The sequence below is a fragment of the Micromonospora sp. WMMD1155 genome (assembly GCF_029581275.1).
In the GTDB taxonomy this organism is placed as follows: Bacteria; Actinomycetota; Actinomycetes; order Mycobacteriales; family Micromonosporaceae; genus Micromonospora.
In genome coordinates, this window is sequence record NZ_CP120742.1 from 5,297,045 (window position 1) to 5,312,778 (window position 15,734).

At 68.1% G+C, this 15,734-nt stretch carries 14 protein-coding genes; 6 read left to right on the forward strand and 8 right to left on the reverse strand.

From position 1 onward, the window contains the following. Positions 1-6: 6 nt before the first annotated feature. The gene (locus O7617_RS24355) at positions 7-852 is read left to right on the forward strand and encodes a hypothetical protein (RefSeq protein WP_282258350.1); all 846 of its coding nucleotides are present in this window, start codon (positions 7-9) and stop codon (positions 850-852) included. 675 nt (positions 853-1,527) lie between these two features. Here the strand turns inward: O7617_RS24355 and O7617_RS24360 are convergent. From O7617_RS24360 to O7617_RS24375, 4 genes are all read right to left on the reverse strand, one after another. After that, on the reverse strand, positions 1,528-2,052 hold the full coding sequence (locus O7617_RS24360; protein WP_282258351.1) for a hypothetical protein: 525 nt from the start codon (positions 2,050-2,052) through the stop codon (positions 1,528-1,530). A 349-nt stretch (positions 2,053-2,401) separates the two neighbouring features. After that, on the reverse strand, positions 2,402-3,358 hold the full coding sequence (locus O7617_RS24365) for a hypothetical protein (RefSeq protein WP_282258352.1): 957 nt from the start codon (positions 3,356-3,358) through the stop codon (positions 2,402-2,404). Beyond that, a complete protein-coding gene (locus O7617_RS24370; protein ID WP_282258353.1) occupies positions 3,355-3,711 on the reverse strand; it encodes a PadR family transcriptional regulator in 357 nt (118 codons plus the stop codon). The genes O7617_RS24365 and O7617_RS24370 overlap by 4 nt, the downstream gene beginning before the upstream one ends. 140 nt (positions 3,712-3,851) lie before the next feature. Further along, positions 3,852-4,805: a hypothetical protein gene (locus O7617_RS24375; RefSeq protein WP_282258354.1), complete on the reverse strand. Its 954-nt coding sequence runs from the start codon at positions 4,803-4,805 to the stop codon at positions 3,852-3,854. A 10-nt stretch (positions 4,806-4,815) separates the two neighbouring features. Here O7617_RS24375 and O7617_RS24380 point away from each other — a divergent pair, with 10 nt between their 5' ends. The 3 genes from O7617_RS24380 (at position 4,816) to O7617_RS24390 (ending at position 7,662) form a co-directional block, all read left to right on the forward strand. Further along, the gene (locus tag O7617_RS24380; RefSeq protein WP_282258355.1) at positions 4,816-5,304 is read left to right on the forward strand and encodes a hypothetical protein; all 489 of its coding nucleotides are present in this window, start codon (positions 4,816-4,818) and stop codon (positions 5,302-5,304) included. Between the two features lie 430 nt (positions 5,305-5,734). After that, positions 5,735-6,241, forward strand: a complete 507-nt coding sequence (locus tag O7617_RS24385; RefSeq protein ID WP_282258356.1) for a hypothetical protein — start codon at positions 5,735-5,737, stop codon at positions 6,239-6,241. A 383-nt stretch (positions 6,242-6,624) separates the two neighbouring features. After that, on the forward strand, positions 6,625-7,662 hold the full coding sequence (locus O7617_RS24390; RefSeq protein ID WP_282258357.1) for a DUF808 domain-containing protein: 1,038 nt from the start codon (positions 6,625-6,627) through the stop codon (positions 7,660-7,662). Between the two features lie 86 nt (positions 7,663-7,748). Here the strand turns inward: O7617_RS24390 and O7617_RS24395 are convergent, their stop codons facing one another. Then, the gene (locus tag O7617_RS24395; RefSeq protein ID WP_282258358.1) at positions 7,749-8,684 is read right to left on the reverse strand and encodes an NADP-dependent oxidoreductase; all 936 of its coding nucleotides are present in this window, start codon (positions 8,682-8,684) and stop codon (positions 7,749-7,751) included. A gap of 215 nt (positions 8,685-8,899) precedes the next feature. Here O7617_RS24395 and O7617_RS24400 point away from each other — a divergent pair, with 215 nt between their 5' ends. After that, positions 8,900-9,457, forward strand: a complete 558-nt coding sequence (locus O7617_RS24400) for a MarR family transcriptional regulator (protein ID WP_282258359.1) — start codon at positions 8,900-8,902, stop codon at positions 9,455-9,457. A gap of 84 nt (positions 9,458-9,541) precedes the next feature. Here O7617_RS24400 and O7617_RS24405 read toward each other — a convergent pair whose 3' ends face one another. After that, positions 9,542-11,029 (reverse strand): alpha/beta hydrolase, encoded by a 1,488-nt coding sequence (locus O7617_RS24405; RefSeq protein ID WP_282258360.1) that lies wholly within the window; start codon positions 11,027-11,029, stop codon positions 9,542-9,544. A gap of 607 nt (positions 11,030-11,636) precedes the next feature. On the opposite strand from O7617_RS24405, the gene O7617_RS24410 reads away from it, so the two are divergent. Then, the gene (locus O7617_RS24410; protein ID WP_282258361.1) at positions 11,637-12,569 is read left to right on the forward strand and encodes a LysR family transcriptional regulator; all 933 of its coding nucleotides are present in this window, start codon (positions 11,637-11,639) and stop codon (positions 12,567-12,569) included. Between the two features lie 187 nt (positions 12,570-12,756). Here the strand turns inward: O7617_RS24410 and O7617_RS24415 are convergent, their stop codons facing one another. Both O7617_RS24415 and O7617_RS24420 read right to left on the reverse strand, forming a co-directional pair. Continuing rightward, the gene (locus O7617_RS24415) at positions 12,757-13,623 is read right to left on the reverse strand and encodes an SDR family NAD(P)-dependent oxidoreductase (RefSeq protein ID WP_282258362.1); all 867 of its coding nucleotides are present in this window, start codon (positions 13,621-13,623) and stop codon (positions 12,757-12,759) included. A gap of 210 nt (positions 13,624-13,833) precedes the next feature. Beyond that, entirely contained in the window at positions 13,834-15,684 is a 1,851-nt protein-coding gene (locus tag O7617_RS24420; RefSeq protein WP_282258363.1) for a CocE/NonD family hydrolase, read from the reverse strand. Between the last annotated feature and the right edge of the window lie 50 nt (positions 15,685-15,734).

Genomic DNA, 15,734 nt, shown 5'->3' on the forward strand with positions numbered 1-15,734 from the left:
CAACGGGTGCGCCGCAGCAATGTCGCTCGTCATCGCCGTCGTCATCGCCGCCTGGAACGTCAGCCGGCTGGCGGCGCCGAGCGTCGTGCCACGCGTGAACCTGAAACGCTGAACCCGGCACCGGCCCGCACGTCGGCCGGCACCCCCGAGCGGGCCATGCCGGCGCGCATCATCGGGGATAGGGTGCCGCGCATGGAGTGGGACTACGAGGCGTACCGGTTGATCGATCCCGGTGAGGCCGAGCGGCGGTTCTCGTTGTCCGTACATGTTGGTTATCCCTACGCCGACCCTGCCGACCAGCAGGAGATTCGGCTGTTCGAGGGCGATTGGACGGTCGACGGGGACCTGATGTCGGCATTCGACTTCACCCGGCCGCCGTACCACGTCATCATCGACGGCAACCTGACTCACGTCAGCGAGCTGACCTGGGTGACCGACGACCGCTCCTCGTTCTTCCTGGTCTGTGGCGATGTGGAGGCCCGGGCGGTGACGCTCGGCGGAGTCACCGCAGGGCCGGAAGTGGTCATCAGCGGGAATTTGGTGGCAGACGAGGGCGTACTCGGCGACTGCGGCGACCCCGGCGGCCGGCTCGTTGTCCACGGTCGTACGCACACCCCGATCGCGTTGGTACTCGACGCCTTCGTCATGGATTTTCGTCGGTCGCTGGACGGCGTCGCCGTCGGCGAACCCAGCGCCTTCGTCGGGTCGCATCCTGTCGCCACCTATGCGGACGCACTGCGCCCCGGGCTTATCGTCGACGGCGAGTTCGACAGGGAGGCAATCTGGGAAGACCTCAGCGCTGGCGGCGCCGCTTCCCTCCTGTGGTCGCAGTACACCCCTCGGTCGGACTGACCGCTTCTGCGGTGGCAGGCAGGTGGATCCGGGCCAGGGTGTCGGTGAGGCCGGCCTGCCACTCGGTGTATCTCCTCCACCAGGTGCCCCAGGTCGATTCCCGGGCAGGTGCCTGACCGACCTGGACGCCGACTACGCGCTCATCCGGCTACGCGAGAAGGGCGGCGCGCAACGCCGGCAGCCCATCACACCGATGCTCGACAGTCGATCACGCCCGCGCCGTCGCCGTGACCGATGCGCTGCTGCGCTACCGCGATGGCCAACCCGCCACCCATCGGCGCCGCCGATCAGGAAGTTCTCGCAACGGCCATCTGGACACCTCTCTGCCGGCTGTACGGCATGTGCTGCCGGCAGCCGACGAGCGCGGGGGAGGAGGGTGACCGAGGATCAGGCCGTACCCTGGCGGTTTACCCGCCCCTCCCGGGCCGCCTTCGACCGGCTGTGGTCGCGCTCGGTGCCGGCTGATCCGGTCGCGGTGCGCTCGTGCCGCTGGTTCGGCGAGTGCTCCACCGTGGCCCCTGCCGACCCCGTGCGCCGCTGCCCGGGTGCCGGCGGCCCCGCGCCGACTCGCCGCCGCTGTCATCACGGCACCCTCCTCACCAGGCACAACGCCCGGCAGGTCAGGCCGGAAACACCGTTAGATCCACAGACCCAGCGCTTACCGAAGGGCCGAGGCTAGGCGATCTCGTGCTCGCGTGATTTCGCTTTCGTCGCACTGTCGTTCATGCCGAGGTCGGCGGGGTAGCTGGTGAAGTGCTTCAGGTCGAACTTGCGTACGGCCGTGGCCCACGGGTTGTGCGTGGCCGTGTGGACGAGGTGCTCGAAATGGGACAGGTACGTCTCGCCGCGCTCGGCCCGCTCCGCGAGGATGTAGGGCTCCAGGATGCGCCACGCCTGCCGGGAGCGGTAGCTGACAGTGCCCATCAAAAGCCTTGGATCGACCGCCTCGAACGCCAGCATCTGGCCCAGACCGTTGTAGTAGAGAGACAGTCGGACCACGTGGTGGCGGGCCTCGACCGGTAGGGCGCTGACGCTGATACCGGGTGGCGGGTGTCGGCTGGCAAGCTCGTTGAGGACGAAGTCCTCCGCGCGTGTGAACTCGTCGCTGGATCGGTCTCGGGTCAGTAGCTCGATCGCAACCAGGGTCTGGTTGGCGGTCTGCGCCGAGCGCAGTTGGCGTACCGCGAATACGACTGTCACGACAACCGCGATCGCGGACCCGCATGCCGCTACGACGTCCGCCAGGTCGGATATCACAAGGCCCGAGGGTACCGGGCCGAGGCGAGCATTGATGGCTGCCTTCCCCGCGCACCGGACCGGCGCGATGGGCGAAGCGCGGGTACGGCCCATCGGCCCCGTAGTCGGCAATGCCCATATCGATCCCTGCCGCGCGAGTGCGCGTCATGCGCGTGCGCCTCGTCACGTGCCGCCACGCCGGTGCGATTGTCGCCGTGTTGGCCGCCGTATCCAACGGTCACGAATTTGGCGACGGCGTGGGACGGTCGCCCGGTGACCCTTCGTCTTGGATCTTCGTAGAGCCACTACACCGTCAGAGTGTGACTTGCCGGCGGGCGGCCATTCTGCTGACCGTGACGTTGATCGCGAAAACTCCGACCACGGCTTCGAGTAGCAAGTTTTGCGGGCTTGAGGTCCAACCGTAGAGCGTCCAGTTGGTCGGCTGATAGGCCAGCATAGGCAGCATGAGCGCCAGAAGGACCGCGCTGGCCGCGATCGACACCCGCACATCAAACGCCGCGCCCACGAGGGCCGCCACCAGCCCGGCGGCCATGATGACCGGTAGGGTCAGACCGTCTGTCCAGCCGTTGAGCGGATTGGGTGTTATGACCGTTATAAACATCGTGGCGCCGACAAGCCAGGTCCATGGTCTCGTGACCCGTGGTTGGCGCGCTCGAAGTAGTGGCACCGTTATCAACACGGCTAACAAGCAAACCCACGTAGAAATCTGCATGATCAGGTAGAGGCCTGTCCGGAGCCCCAAGGTGGCGTCGTACCTTGCCCATGGCTCTACCGCGTACCTCAGGTCATTCGCTGCGGAGTACCAGATTTCCCAGCCGAAGGCGCCGATGGTTATGGGAAGTGCGAGGCGGTAGCGAGCCCACACTGTGGCGGCCAGCGCGAGAAGCAGCAATGCGGGCGTGACCGAGCTTTTTTCATGCAGAAAGCCGGCGGAATTACCCGGCAACAGCAGCCATAAGCGCCACGTGAGGGGCAGGGCCGTAAGGGCAACGCCGCATATGAGCAGGGACAGTGCGGTCGATCGCAGGGCGGAGTATCGCAAGGTGTCCCGGGATCGGAGCTGGTCTACGCCGGTGCGGGCCCGCAGGCCTCCCACCACGAGTGCGAGGGACTCCCGAAGCCTCGGGTGCCTCCGGTCCGTCTCGCCTGCGACCAGCAGCGTTTCCAGCATTTCGTCGGCACGGTACTGCCGGTAGGCCCGAGGGTACGCGCGCAACAGCCACCGGTAGCGGCGCTCCAGGCCGGTCATGCTGGCGCCGTCCGAGCCGTCGCGGCCGTCGACCGTACGGAGCGGTCTCGAACGACCCGAGCTGCAGCGACCATCCGCGCCGCCTCCTCGCGCAGTGCGGACAACCCACGCTCGGTCAGCTCATATGTGCGACGGGCGCGACCGTTGACCACCGTCTCCTCGGCCACCCGCACCATCTCCTCGCCGGTGAGCCGGTCCAGCGCGGCGTACAGCGTGCCGGTCGTCAACCGCACTCGCCCGCCGGACAACTCCTGCGCGCGCTTGACGATGGCGTAGCCGTGCAACGGTTCGTCCTGCAACGCGGCGAGGATGAAATATGTGGGTTCGCGCATCGGCGCGGAGGGCCTAGTCACGTCATCAACATAAGCAGATGGTCGACCTATCCGTCAAGCTCGGGTCCTTCGCTTCGAGGGCGCGGCGAGCGACGCCGGACTCCGCAGGGTGAGGCGAGTCGGGGCTCGACCGATCGATCGACAGCACCGTGGCAAGCTGCTCACTCATCACTGGCTACCAGCCGCGATTCGCGTACGCGCGGATCTGCCGCTGCTCTGCTGCTCCCAGGATGGCTGCCGCCGGCCGATGCCACGGCTCGCCTGGTGGGAACGGATGTCGGGCGGATCAGGGTGATGCCGTAGGCGACCACCCACACGACCCAGATCAGCCAGCCGACAAGGCCGAGGAGACCGACCGTACCGGGGTCGTCGATGGCCAGAGGGCTCAGCACGGCCGAGCCGAACTGGAGTGCGGCGGCAAGCAACCCGATCCCGCTGTGCCAGCGGCGGATCAGGCCGGCGCGTCGGCCGCTGATCGACAGGCCGGTCATGGCCAGTGCCAGGAAGGTGCCGTTGAAGACGAACAGCGCGTTGTGTAGTGCCCAGAGTCCGGCGATCGTGCTGCTGTCCTGCGCGGTCGTCGACGCCAGCGCGAGCCGGGTGGCCATCACGCCGGTGAAGGTGATGTTCTGCATGATCACCCCGGCGAACCCGACCAGGGACCAGGCGGTGCCTTGCTCGGAACGCCACACCACGGCGACCGCACCGGCGCCGAACAGTGTGGCCAGCACCCAGGCGATCGGGGCGAGTGCTGACGCGAGGCCGACGGTGTCCTGTCGGGTGGTGAAAAACTGGACGACGTCGTTGGTCTCGGCGCCGGTGTGGGGCAGGCCGGCCGGCACCAGGAAGGCGTTGGTGGAGGCGATCAGGATGGCGAAGCCGAGTCCGGCGAGTCCGGCGATCCGCGAGAACGTCCAGGTGCTTGCGACGCCGAGTTTACGCAACATATATCCAATATAAGTCCCGAAAGGTGAAGGGGGCAAGCCATTGACCGCGGAGACAGGCAGGCGGAAGTACGAATCACTGCGCCGGGTGGCGCAAGCGGCAGAGACGAGGGGTGAGATCGCCGGCGCCGCTCGTCGACTGTTCGTCTCCCGCGGCTGGGCGGCGACCACGGTACGTGACGTGGCACGGGAGGCAGGGGTCTCGGTGCCGACCGTCTACGCGGTGTACGGAAACAAGACCGGGCTGATCCAGGCCCTGGCCGACGCGGCAGACATCGCCGCAACTCCATCGCAGTCGCTCGCCGAACTGGAAGAGGCCGAGAACGATCCGGTGCGGCAGCTCGCGGCGATGGCCGGCTACGACCGGCGGCTCTTCGAGCGTGCCGGTGACATCATCGCGCTCGTACGCGAGGCGGGCCGCACCGAGCCTGCCCTGGCGAACGTCTACCGCGACGGCCGTCAGCGGGGGGACGAGACCAGGATCCAGGTGTTCTCGTCGTGGCCGGGCGGCGTTCTCCGCCAAGGACTGGACATGCGGTCGGCCGTCGACATCTATGCGGCGATCTGCAACATCGACGTCTACACCACACTGACCGGCGAACGCGGCTGGCAACCCGATCGAGTCGAGTGCTGGTGGACGGAGGCCCTGGCCCGCGAACTCCTGGCCTGAAGTGTCATGAGGCGCCACATGACACTGATGCTCATACGCCGAACCTACACTCCATGATCATGGCGGTCGAAGTGGTGCTCGGCGAGGTGACGTGTCCATCCGGGCAGTTGGTGATCATGGACGGTGGTTACCTCGAACTGTGGTCCGGCGACCGGGTGCCGGACGACGAGGAGCGCCCGGCAACCGACTTCGCGATCGTGGGGCCGGACGCCGAGGCCGCGGCGGACTCCTTCGACCGGCAGACCGGAACCCGGCTGTACGACATCCCCGCCCACGCGGTCGCCGAGTTCACCGCCACGTTCGACGAACACTGCGCGAGCATGGACACGGCGCAAGCCTGCGCGCGTTCGAGCAGCAGGTCCCGCACCGGGAACGCGTCCGGCACGCGGTCACGGCCCGGGAACCCGGATTCGTCGTCCTGGGGGTTCCGGTGCTGCCGATCGAGGTGCCGGCTGATCGCCCGCTGCGTGTCACCGCCGTCCCCGGCGAATACGGCTGGCAGTCCATGCGGATCGAGTTCGGTGACGCGCCGGTGGCCGACTCTTGGGTGTTCGGTGAGCTGGGGGTCGACAATGCGCGGTTCGTGTTCGCCGGCGCGGACGCGCTGAGCTCGTGGGAGCACGTCAGGCCGTTGGACGGGCTGGCCGACCTGGTCCTCTGGGGTCGCGACCAGGAAGAGGTCGCTGCCGAGTTCGGCGCGCCCCGGCTCGGTGACACTGCCGACGTCGAGTACGGGTGGGTGGATCTGCCGATCGCGGAGGCATACCAGCGAGGGCTGGCCATCGAGACGCGGAGAAAGGAGCCCGGCGGACCGAGATTCGCGTTCGACTTCCGCCCGCACTCGCATCACTGGCAGGTGATGGGTCTGGTTAGGGCCTCTGAACACGAGGTCGGCGTGATCCAGGGACATCCTGATGGCGATGACCTCAGTCGGTGACGGCTTCTTCCCTGCCCACCTGGACGTGGACGTCGATGGCACACCAGTCGCCCTCCGCATCGACATCGCCCGCGAGGACTGATCCGACTTCACCGGCGTTGATTCTGGAGTCCGTCATCCCGGCGGGGCGACCTCTTGTGACGACACACCACCCTCGCCATCTACGCCGACCCTGGCTGACGGTGACTGCGGCGGACGGGTTCGGCCTGGGCTGGCGCCAGGTGATGACCCGGGCGCGGTGGTGGCGGGTCGTCGGCCGGGCGCGATAGCCGCGCACCTTGAGTTCTCGCCCGAAATACGACCGGGCGGTGGCGTGCCGCGCACCGGGACCTGAGCGAGAATAGGCCGGTTCGAACTCTGCGCAACCCTGGAAGGACCCTCCCTTGGCCGGTGGACTCGTAGCCCTGCTGGATGACGTGGCGGTGCTGGCCCGGGCCGCTGCCGCGTCGATCGATGACGTCGGGGCGGCCGCCGCGAAGGCCGGCGCCAAGGCTGCGGGCGTCGTCGTCGACGATGCTGCCGTCACGCCGCAGTACGTGCGGAGCCTGGCGGCCGAGCGCGAGTTGCCGATCATCAAGCGCATCGCCATGGGGTCGCTGCGCAACAAGTTCCTCATCATCCTGCCGGCGGTGCTGCTGCTCAGTCAGTTCGTGCCCTGGCTGCTCACTCCGATCCTCATGCTCGGCGGCGCCTACCTCTGTTACGAAGGCGCGGAGAAGGTGTGGGCCAAGATCGCCCATCGCGATGCCTCCGGCGCGGGCGAGGAGACGGTGCAGGACGAGACGACACTGGTGTCCGGGGCGGTACGAACCGACCTGATCCTCTCGGCGGAGATCATGGTCATCAGCCTCAACGAGGTGATCGATGAGCCGTTCTGGTCCCGCCTGGCGATCCTGGCTGTCGTCGCCGTCGTCATAACCGTCCTGGTTTACGGCGTGGTGGCCCTGATCGTGAAGATGGACGACGCCGGGCTGCGCCTGTCGCAACGTTCCGGCGCCGTCGCCACGTTCGGCCGCGGTCTGGTGCGGGCGATGCCGACGGTTCTCACCGTGCTGACGGTGGTCGGCACCGCGGCGATGCTGTGGGTGGGCGGGCACATCCTGCTGCTGGGCACGAACGAGCTGAACCTGCACTTCCTGTACGACGCCGTGCACCACGTGGAGGTCGCCGCCCACGACGCCACGGGTGTTCTCGGCGGGCTCGTCGGCTGGCTCGTCAACACGGTGGCCAGCGCGATCCTCGGGCTGATCGTCGGAGCGTTGGTCGTGCTGGTCATGACTCTCACGCTCCACCGCCGCACATCCAAGGCTGCGGCTGCGACTGCGGCGGCCACGACTCGTACTGACGGCACCATCCCCGCGCCGCTGAGCCGTGCAGCTCGGCGTCGCGACGCTCCTGCGGACCGAGCGCCGCGCGGTTGACCGCAAAATCCCGCGGCGTTCGCGGTCGGCGCATCGGCCTCGCCCACCAGAGAGCATTCCCGGATGGGCGGAGACGTGGTGGATCGTCAGTCGACGATGATGATTGTCTTGCCGAGCAGCTTGCCGGTGCTCGCGTCCTGGTGCACGGTTGGCAGTTCCTCCAGGGGGCGGCGGTCGGCGATGTGCAGCCGGAGCAGGCCGTTGTCTACTCGGGAGACGAGATCGGCCAGGTGGGAGGCGTTGGGACTGACCCATACGCTGGCCGTGCTCACGGAACGGGCCTCATCGGCTGGCACGGGGCCGGCGGAGCTGACGACGATCCCACCGTCGGCCACGTAGGCGGTCAGCTTCGCCAGGTCCTCGGGGGCCAGACGTACGTGGTTCACCACGACGTCGAAGGGCCCACCGATGGCTGCCGGGCCCGCGTCGAGATCCAATGGACCGACGACCTTGTCGGCGCCGTAGCTGCGCAGGCGGTCAGCATGGTGGTCTCCGTCTACGGCGGTGACCCTCGCGTTCGCGCCGACGGCGAGCTGAACCACGATGCCGCCGACCGCTCCGCCTGCGCCGTTGACGAGAACGGTCTCGCCGGCCTGCACGCCGGCGAGTTCGATGACCGCTTGGCGGGCGGCCAGCCCGGTCAGGGGTAGTGCGGCGGCCTCGGTCAGAGCGACGGTGCGGGGAGCGACGGCCACCAGGTCCGCTGCTACGACCGCGTACTCGGCAGCCCCTCCGTGCATGTCGAGGGGGAGCATGGCGACGACCTGATCACCGACCTGCAGTCCGTGCACGTCGGCGCCGAGTTCGGCGACGGTGCCGGCGACGTCCAGTCCCGGGGTGATCGGTAGCGGGGTGGGGATCATCTCGGCGAGCACACCGAGCCGGACGTGGTCGTCGACGGGGTTGAACGAGGTAGCGGCCACTTTGACCAGTACCTGGCCGGCGTCGGGCACTGGACGTTGTACCTCCTCGTGGCGCAGTACCTCGATGCTGCCGAACTCGTGGTATCGAATGACCTTCACGGCACTCTCCTGATGGCGTTCGTGGGGTGCGGTCTGTGGCGAACGGGAGAACCGCTTCTGGGCGCCGCCTGGGCACCGTCGCACTTGACGAGGCAACTGCGGTGGGATTCTCCTAACTTGCCTGGGCAAGTTAAACCCAGTCTCGTTGACTTGCCTGGGCAAGTCAACAGGTCGGTTCATGACGTCCGTTACACCGCGGTGAGCACCGTTGACGGATGGACCTGACCGACAGCCCGCAGCAATCAGGCCGAAGTTTCACGCTGGGAATGGGAGTTGCCCGGTCAAGTAAGCTGCGCGTCATGACCGGCACCGCTCAATGGCTCGACGACGAGCAGCAGAAGCTGTGGCAGGACCTGCTCACCGTGGTTATCGCTCTTCCTACGCTGCTGGATCGTCAGCTACAGCGGGACGAGGGCATATCGAACTTCGAGTACAGCGTCCTGGCGCGGCTGTCGATGACCGAGACGGGCACGATGCGGCTCAGCGATCTGGCGCTGCAATGCAACAGCACGCTACCGCGGCTGTCCAAGGTGATGGTTCGTTTCGAGCGGCACGGGTGGATCACCCGGCGCCCCGACCCGGAGAACGGCCGTTACACCCTCGCGACGCTGACAGACGCCGGCCTGATGAAGGTCGCGGACAGCGCCCCGGCGCACGTCGAGCGGGTCAGGCAGTTGGTGTTCGACCCGCTGACCACCGCACAGCAACGCCACCTCGCTGCCGCGCTGGCCCGCATCGCCGCCCCGGTGCGCGCGCAGATCGATGGCTGGTAGTCGGGGCCGCCCACTGAGGCAGTCGGGACGCGTACCTCGAAATGTCACGGTGACACGGTGACACGCACGCCGGACGCGAGCGTGTCACAGGCTGCAACGGGCGTCGGTGGGAGGGACCTTCAGGTCGAGCAGATAATCGCTGACCACGTCGTCGACGCAACTGCTACCGCCGAGCAGGTAAGCACCGTGCTGTTTGCCGTCGACTGTGAGCAGGCTTGCGCCCAGCGCTTCCGCCATCGCGATGCCGCCCTTGTGCGGGGTCGCCGGATCGCCGGTGACCGACACGACGAGCGTCTTGGGTTGGCCTGCAACCTCGGCGAGCCAGGGCTCGTCGCGTGTCGGCGGCGCGGGCCACGCCTCGCATTCGCTGTGGTAGTTCTGCGCCGTGAACACGTCGATGTCGAACATGGGTGCGACCTGGCGGGCCAACGCGGTCTGCTCCTGCGGCGTCAGGCGAGGCCAGTCCATGCAGCGAACGGCGATGTTCGTGTCATTGTCCTGGCTGTAGGCACCGTCCGGCGTGCGGCCGTAGAAGGTGTCGCGCAGGACGAGCATCTTCTCCGCGTTTCCTGCCTTGAGCGCGGTCAGGGCAGAAATGACATCGGGCCACTTCCTCTCGGCGTACAGTCCGATGCTGATACCGAGGTAGACGTCCCAGACGCTCACGTTCCGGCCGTCGACGGTCGCTGGTTTGTCGACGAGCGGCTGGACGATCTCGTGCAGGCGGTCGTTCGCAGCCGCGGGGTCGGTGCCGAGTACGCAGTCAGCCGACTCTGCGCAGAGTGCGGCGAGGTCGTTGAACCGTGCCTGTAGGCCGGCGAATTGGGAGAGGCGGAATTCGCGGGCCGTCAAGTCGGGCGAGACGGCCCCGTCGAGCACGATGGCGCGTACCTTCTCGGGATAGGTCTTGGCGTACATGGCGCCGAGTTCAGAGCCGTAGCTGTAGCCGAGATAGGTGAGCTTGTCGTCACCGAGTACGTTTCGCAGGATCTCCATGTCGCGCACGACGTTGGTGGACCCGGCGTTGACCAGGTTCGCGACGCCTCCGGACCCGTCCGCGCAGCGCTTGGCGACCTCGGCCGCCTCCTCGGCGCTCTTGACGTCGTACACCGCGCCGAAGCGCGGCACGTCGCCCGCGTCGTACTCTTCGTCGGTGTAGCAGTCGAAAGCCGGGGTCGACGACCCGATCCCGCGCGGATCGAAGCCGACGATGTCGAAGCGCTTGGCGACGGCGCTGGCCTGCCACAGCGGCAGCAGGGTCGCGATGAAGCTGGTGCCGGACCCTCCGGGCCCGCCCGGGTTGACCAGTACTGAGCCCTCGGCCTTGCCCGCGGCGGGCAGGCGGGTCAGCGCGATCTGTGCCCTGTCGCCTTTCGGCTTCTGGTAGTCGAGCGGGACCTCGACCGATCCGCACTCGAGCGCCGGGTTCGCGAACAGCTTGGCGTCCGCACCGGTTCTCGCGGTGTCCTTGCATGTGACCCAGGTGAGTTTCTGACCGTGGTAGGCGCTGAGGTCGGCGGTAGCGCTGGCACCGGGTGGAGGGGAAGCGGATGTGCAGGCGGCGAGCAGCATGAGTGCCGCCGTGGCGACCGCGGTCGCGGGGTGTGGGAATCGAAACATGAATCGGCCCTCAAGATAGCGGATGACTATGTCGGGTCATGTCAGTCGCGCCGCCTTCTCCCTGCGCCTGGAGAGAGGACGCGGCATGCCGGTACGAGCTAGCTGCCGGATCGTCGTCCATGTGCCGACGCAACACCCTGTTCCAGGCACAGGGTCAAGGCCAGGTCGAGATCCTGCAGGTGGGGGCGGCGCCGAGGTCACGCGGGTTCTCCGCCCAACACGGGGAAGAAGTGGTCCCTGACGGCGTGGACGTCGCCGTATGTGAGGTTCAGCCGTTCGACGTCGATGACGGGTGCGGTGGACATGCACCCATGACACCGCGGGCGCCACCTTCCCGTCAGTGGCACGGTGTCATCGCCGCATGTGACGTGGTGTCACTGATCGTGGCCCTCAGGTGCCGCATGCTGGAGTGGCGACGGCAAGGTCCCCGCGCTTCGCCGGGTCCGTCACACGGCGACGACTCCGAGTCCGTCACACGGCGACGACTCCGGGTCGTTCAATGCCCTCGCGCAATCGACCCATGCCTACCAGGCATGGACGCCGGTGTCATGCTGGCGTCATGGACCGGAGCATCGAGTTGAGGCATTTCCGCTACATGCTGGCTGTGGCGGAGGCGGGCACCTTCACCGGCGCCGCCGCACGGCTGGGCATGACCCAGCCGGCTCTGTCCCGGGCGATCCGCGACCTCGAGGAGGTTGTCGGCACGGCCCTGTTCGAGCGTGGGCGTCAAGGGGCGGTCCTGACCGCCGCCGGCCGGACGTTTCGCGACGACGCCCGAGCCTTGGACGAGGCGGCCCGCGCAGCCCTTTCTCGCAACGGCCCGTCGGGCATGGACAGGCCGCATCTTCGACTCACCGCACGCGGCTGCGACGTCGGCACCCTCGAGCACCTCGTCACGTCCTACAACTCGGCGCGCGGCGATCATCTCGAGGCCAGGGGTGCGGTCGTGAACGCCAGTGAGCACGTGGACGAGGTTCGCGACGGCAGAACGGCTGCGACCCTGGTCCGTTCACCGGACGATTTCTCCGGCCTCGACAGCGACCTGATCCGCAGCGACCCGCGAGTCGCGCTGCTGCCGGACGCTCATCCCCTCGCGACCCGGCGGATGATCGAACGGGCCGAGCTCGCCGGCGAGACGATCCCGCTGTGGGCGGGCCACACCCCGGAACAGACCGCCTTCTGGACGGCAACCGACCTGGTGCGGCACGATTGGCGGGCGGGCCCGACCGTGTCGGACGCGGCTCAGTACGGTGGCGTCATCCGGCTCGGCAGCGCCGTCGGATTCCTCGCCGCCGATCTGTTGCCGGAGATGGTGCTGACCGGCATCAGCGTGGTCCCGGTGGCCGACATCTCTCCGAGCGAATTGCGCATCGTTTGGTCGCGGGACGCGACCTCGCGCGACGTCGCCCGCTTTGTCCGGCACACCGCACAGGTGAGTGACGACTGGCGCAGGTCCGCTCCGGTGACGTTGTCGGCCTCCGTGAGCGATTGAGCATCGCCAGGTCGCCGGGGCCGGCAGTGCCCAGCGGCGATGAGGCGAGCGGCCGCAGCCCTTGATCCCGATCTTCTTCCCTGGACGAGATGAATGATCAATCAAGGGCCGCGGCCAGAAGTACGCCCCCGTCGTCGCCCGGCAGCTGTCGAACTACCACTGGCTCAGAGTGCGGCGCCCGGCTGCCTCACGAGCCTTCGACCTCGGCCAGCACCCGCCGCGTCAGCGCGCGGGCGGAGGCGGAGGCCTCCGAGCTCAGGTACGTGAGCAGCTCGTCCGAGGGTGCCGCGTCGGGGCCGATGACCACGCCGGCCGCGCCTGCAAGGGCCGGGTCGGTCGCCGCGACAACGATCGGTCGCGCAACGTCGGACGCCGGGCGAAGCCCCGCCTGGATCTGATCCCACAGGTGACGAACCGGCGGCGGCAGGATTTCCGGTGTCATCTCCGCGGCATTCGGTGTCGCCGCCGCGGCCGGGCCAAGAGGATCGGCCGCGAGCACGGTGACACCACTGCCCCGCAACGCCTCGGCCAGGTCCTGGTTGTGGGCGAGGTGGGCGAGCTTGGCCCGGCCGGCGACCGCCATGCCGAAGTATTCCCCATCCTGCTCCACCTCCTCGAAAGTCAGCTCGCCGGCGACCGCCGCGACGGTGATGGACGAAGAGGTGACGTCGACGACCCGGCTGGGCGCGCCGGCTCGAAGCGCGTCCAGCAGCTCCCGGGTCAGCACGACCGGAGTGAGGTGGTTGACCGCGAAGCTGGCTTCGATCCCGTCGACGGTCACCCAGCGCCGCGACCACATGCCACCGACGTTGTTCACCAGCAATTGCAAGGGACCTTCCGCGGCTAGGCGAGCGCCCAGTTCCCGGACCTGTTTCAAGGAGGACAGGTCGGCCTGGATGAAGCGAGCGTCAGCGCCCAGAGCCTGAACCGCTTCCTCCCCATGGGTCTGGTCTCGGCCGACGACGGTGACGGCGAAGCCCGATTGCTGCAACTGCATGGCCACGTGGAAGCCGATGCCCCCCGTGCCGCCCGTGACGACTGCTTTTCCCGCCATGATGTCCCTCCGTTGCCCGGCTACGGATCCCATGACACTGCGCCGATTTCGGGCCGTCCAATGCTTCGAGCCGATAGCACCATGCCCTCCCGGCATGCCCTCGGCGGCAGGACCCCTCGTGCGCTGCGGCCGACGATGCCGACGCCGGAAGACCAGGCGCGGCGGCGTCCCGATGGACCGAAGAGACACCGCCGCGCACGGAGAGTGAGATCAGCGGAGGCTCGGCACGGTGAACGACGGTCGCCCGACGGCGGTCACGTTCACCTGGTGACGCTCCCGATACGTCGCCGTGAAGGGGGCGGGACCTCCCTGGATGGTCTCGTCGCGGGCCGGATTGCCCAAGGGCAGAGTCAGCCGGGCGTCCCCGACCTTGATCATCTCGCCGGACGGCAGGTCGTACCAGGAACCGGTCTGCACAGCCCCGATCTCGACCCCCAGCACGTGGCCGGGGGCCAGCGTCCAGTCGGTCGACTTGAGTTCGAAGCGGGTGCGCGCAGGGTCGAGCACCGCCACGTTCTCGTTGATGATCACGGCCGTGCCGCCGGGGGCGACATCGTACAGCTTGACCATGATGTTGCCCCGGCCTCGAGCGGCGACGGTGATCTCGGGCGTGCCGACCAGACGGGTCGCTCGGGCCACCGGGGCGGAGAACTTGTAGTACGCCGAGGTCGGGCGACCCTGCTGGATACGCTTGAGCTGCACTGCGGCCAGCTGCTTGGGAATGGTCGGCTCCAACGCGCCCGCACCACCGTCGCCGCCCTCGCCCGGGACCGGAACGGGCGGCGGCGGCACCGGGTGGCCGGCTTCGACCAGCGCGGTGTACGCGTCAGCGCCGCCGTCATCGACGTACGTGCCGCCGCCCAGATCGATCCGGGCCGTTTCGACGGCGCCCGGCCAGCGGTCCTGGGCGCGCCACTCGCCGGTGCTGTCCTGGATCGCGAACGCCGGATACGTCGTGGCCGGTGCGATGCCCTTGAGGTACTGGTCGTAGAAGGACATCACCTCGTCGAACCAGCCGTCGCGGCCCATCTTCAACCGCCCGCTCTCGTCCCGGTCGTTGCCGCGTACGTGGTCCCACTGCCCCAGCCAGGCCCGCTTCGGCCCGCGGTGGCCGGCCAGATACCGCTGCAAATCCTCGGGTTTGGTGTTGTCCTCGATGAAGCCTTGGGTGAGGAACAGCGGTGTGTCGCTGCCTCGGGCCAGTCGGGGCAGGTCGCGTGCCCTCCAATGCGCCGAGTCCTGCTCGTTGACCAGCAGCCCGGCGGTGTAGGAGTCGGCGCACTGCGGATGCGTCGCCTCGTACACGGCGTTGGCCTTGTACCTGGCGTCGTCGTCCGGCATCGGCGGCATCTGGGCGATCGCCGGGTAGGAACCCTGCAGCAGCAACGAATTCAGTCGCGGAATGTCGTTGGTGTGGGCGGCATGGTAGGGGTTCCAGGCCGGTTCCTGCGCGACGACGGCCTTGAGCGCCGGCTGATCGAGCGCGTTGCCGATGAGGCCGGTGATCGCGTCGTACGACTTGCCGTACATCCCGACGGCGCCGCTCGACCACGGCCGGCCGGCTGCCCAGTCGATCGCCGCGCGGACGTCGGCCTGCTCGCCCGGGCCGTTCCAGTCGAAACAACCGGTCGAGCCACCATAGCCCCGCAGATCAACCATGACGAGGGCGTAGCCCCGCTCGAGCAGTCGGCCGCCCTCGATGAGGTCGGAGAAGCGGGCCGACGGACCGGTGTGCTCGTGATCCTCCGGGGAGGTTTCCCCCGCGTGCCCGAAGTACGGGCCGACGGACAGGATGACGGGCACCTTCTTCCCCAACGGCAGGTTCTCGGGCAGCAGAACGTCGGCGTGCAACTCGACGCCTGACCGGTCCGAGGACGGGAAGTAGTGCTGGGTCCAGGCCGCACCCTCTGGCACCCGCTCGTTCTCCTCGTGGGTGACCGGGTCGGTCGCGGTCGCCACCGCAGGCTTCTCGGCCGCGTGGGCGCTCACCAACGTACCGATCAGCGTGGAGACGGCGATCAGAACAACGGCCGACCCCACGACCGTGCGGACAGGTTTCACGGATTCCTCCATAGGCTGTCGGTCAACCACGAGTCGACAGCCGATCATGT

Bases quoted from the DNA above. Each gene is read 5' to 3' on its own strand.
- O7617_RS24365 (WP_282258352.1), bottom strand. From the start codon at position 3,358: ATGACCGGCCTGGAGCGCCGCTACCGGTGGCTGTTGCGCGCGTACCCT.
- O7617_RS24400 (WP_282258359.1), top strand. From the start codon at position 8,900: ATGGACCTGACCGACAGCCCGCAGCAATCAGGCCGAAGTTTCACGCTG.
- O7617_RS24405 (WP_282258360.1), bottom strand. From the start codon at position 11,029: ATGCTGCTCGCCGCCTGCACATCCGCTTCCCCTCCACCCGGTGCCAGC.
- O7617_RS24410 (WP_282258361.1), top strand. From the start codon at position 11,637: ATGGACCGGAGCATCGAGTTGAGGCATTTCCGCTACATGCTGGCTGTG.
- O7617_RS24415 (WP_282258362.1), bottom strand. From the start codon at position 13,623: ATGGCGGGAAAAGCAGTCGTCACGGGCGGCACGGGGGGCATCGGCTTC.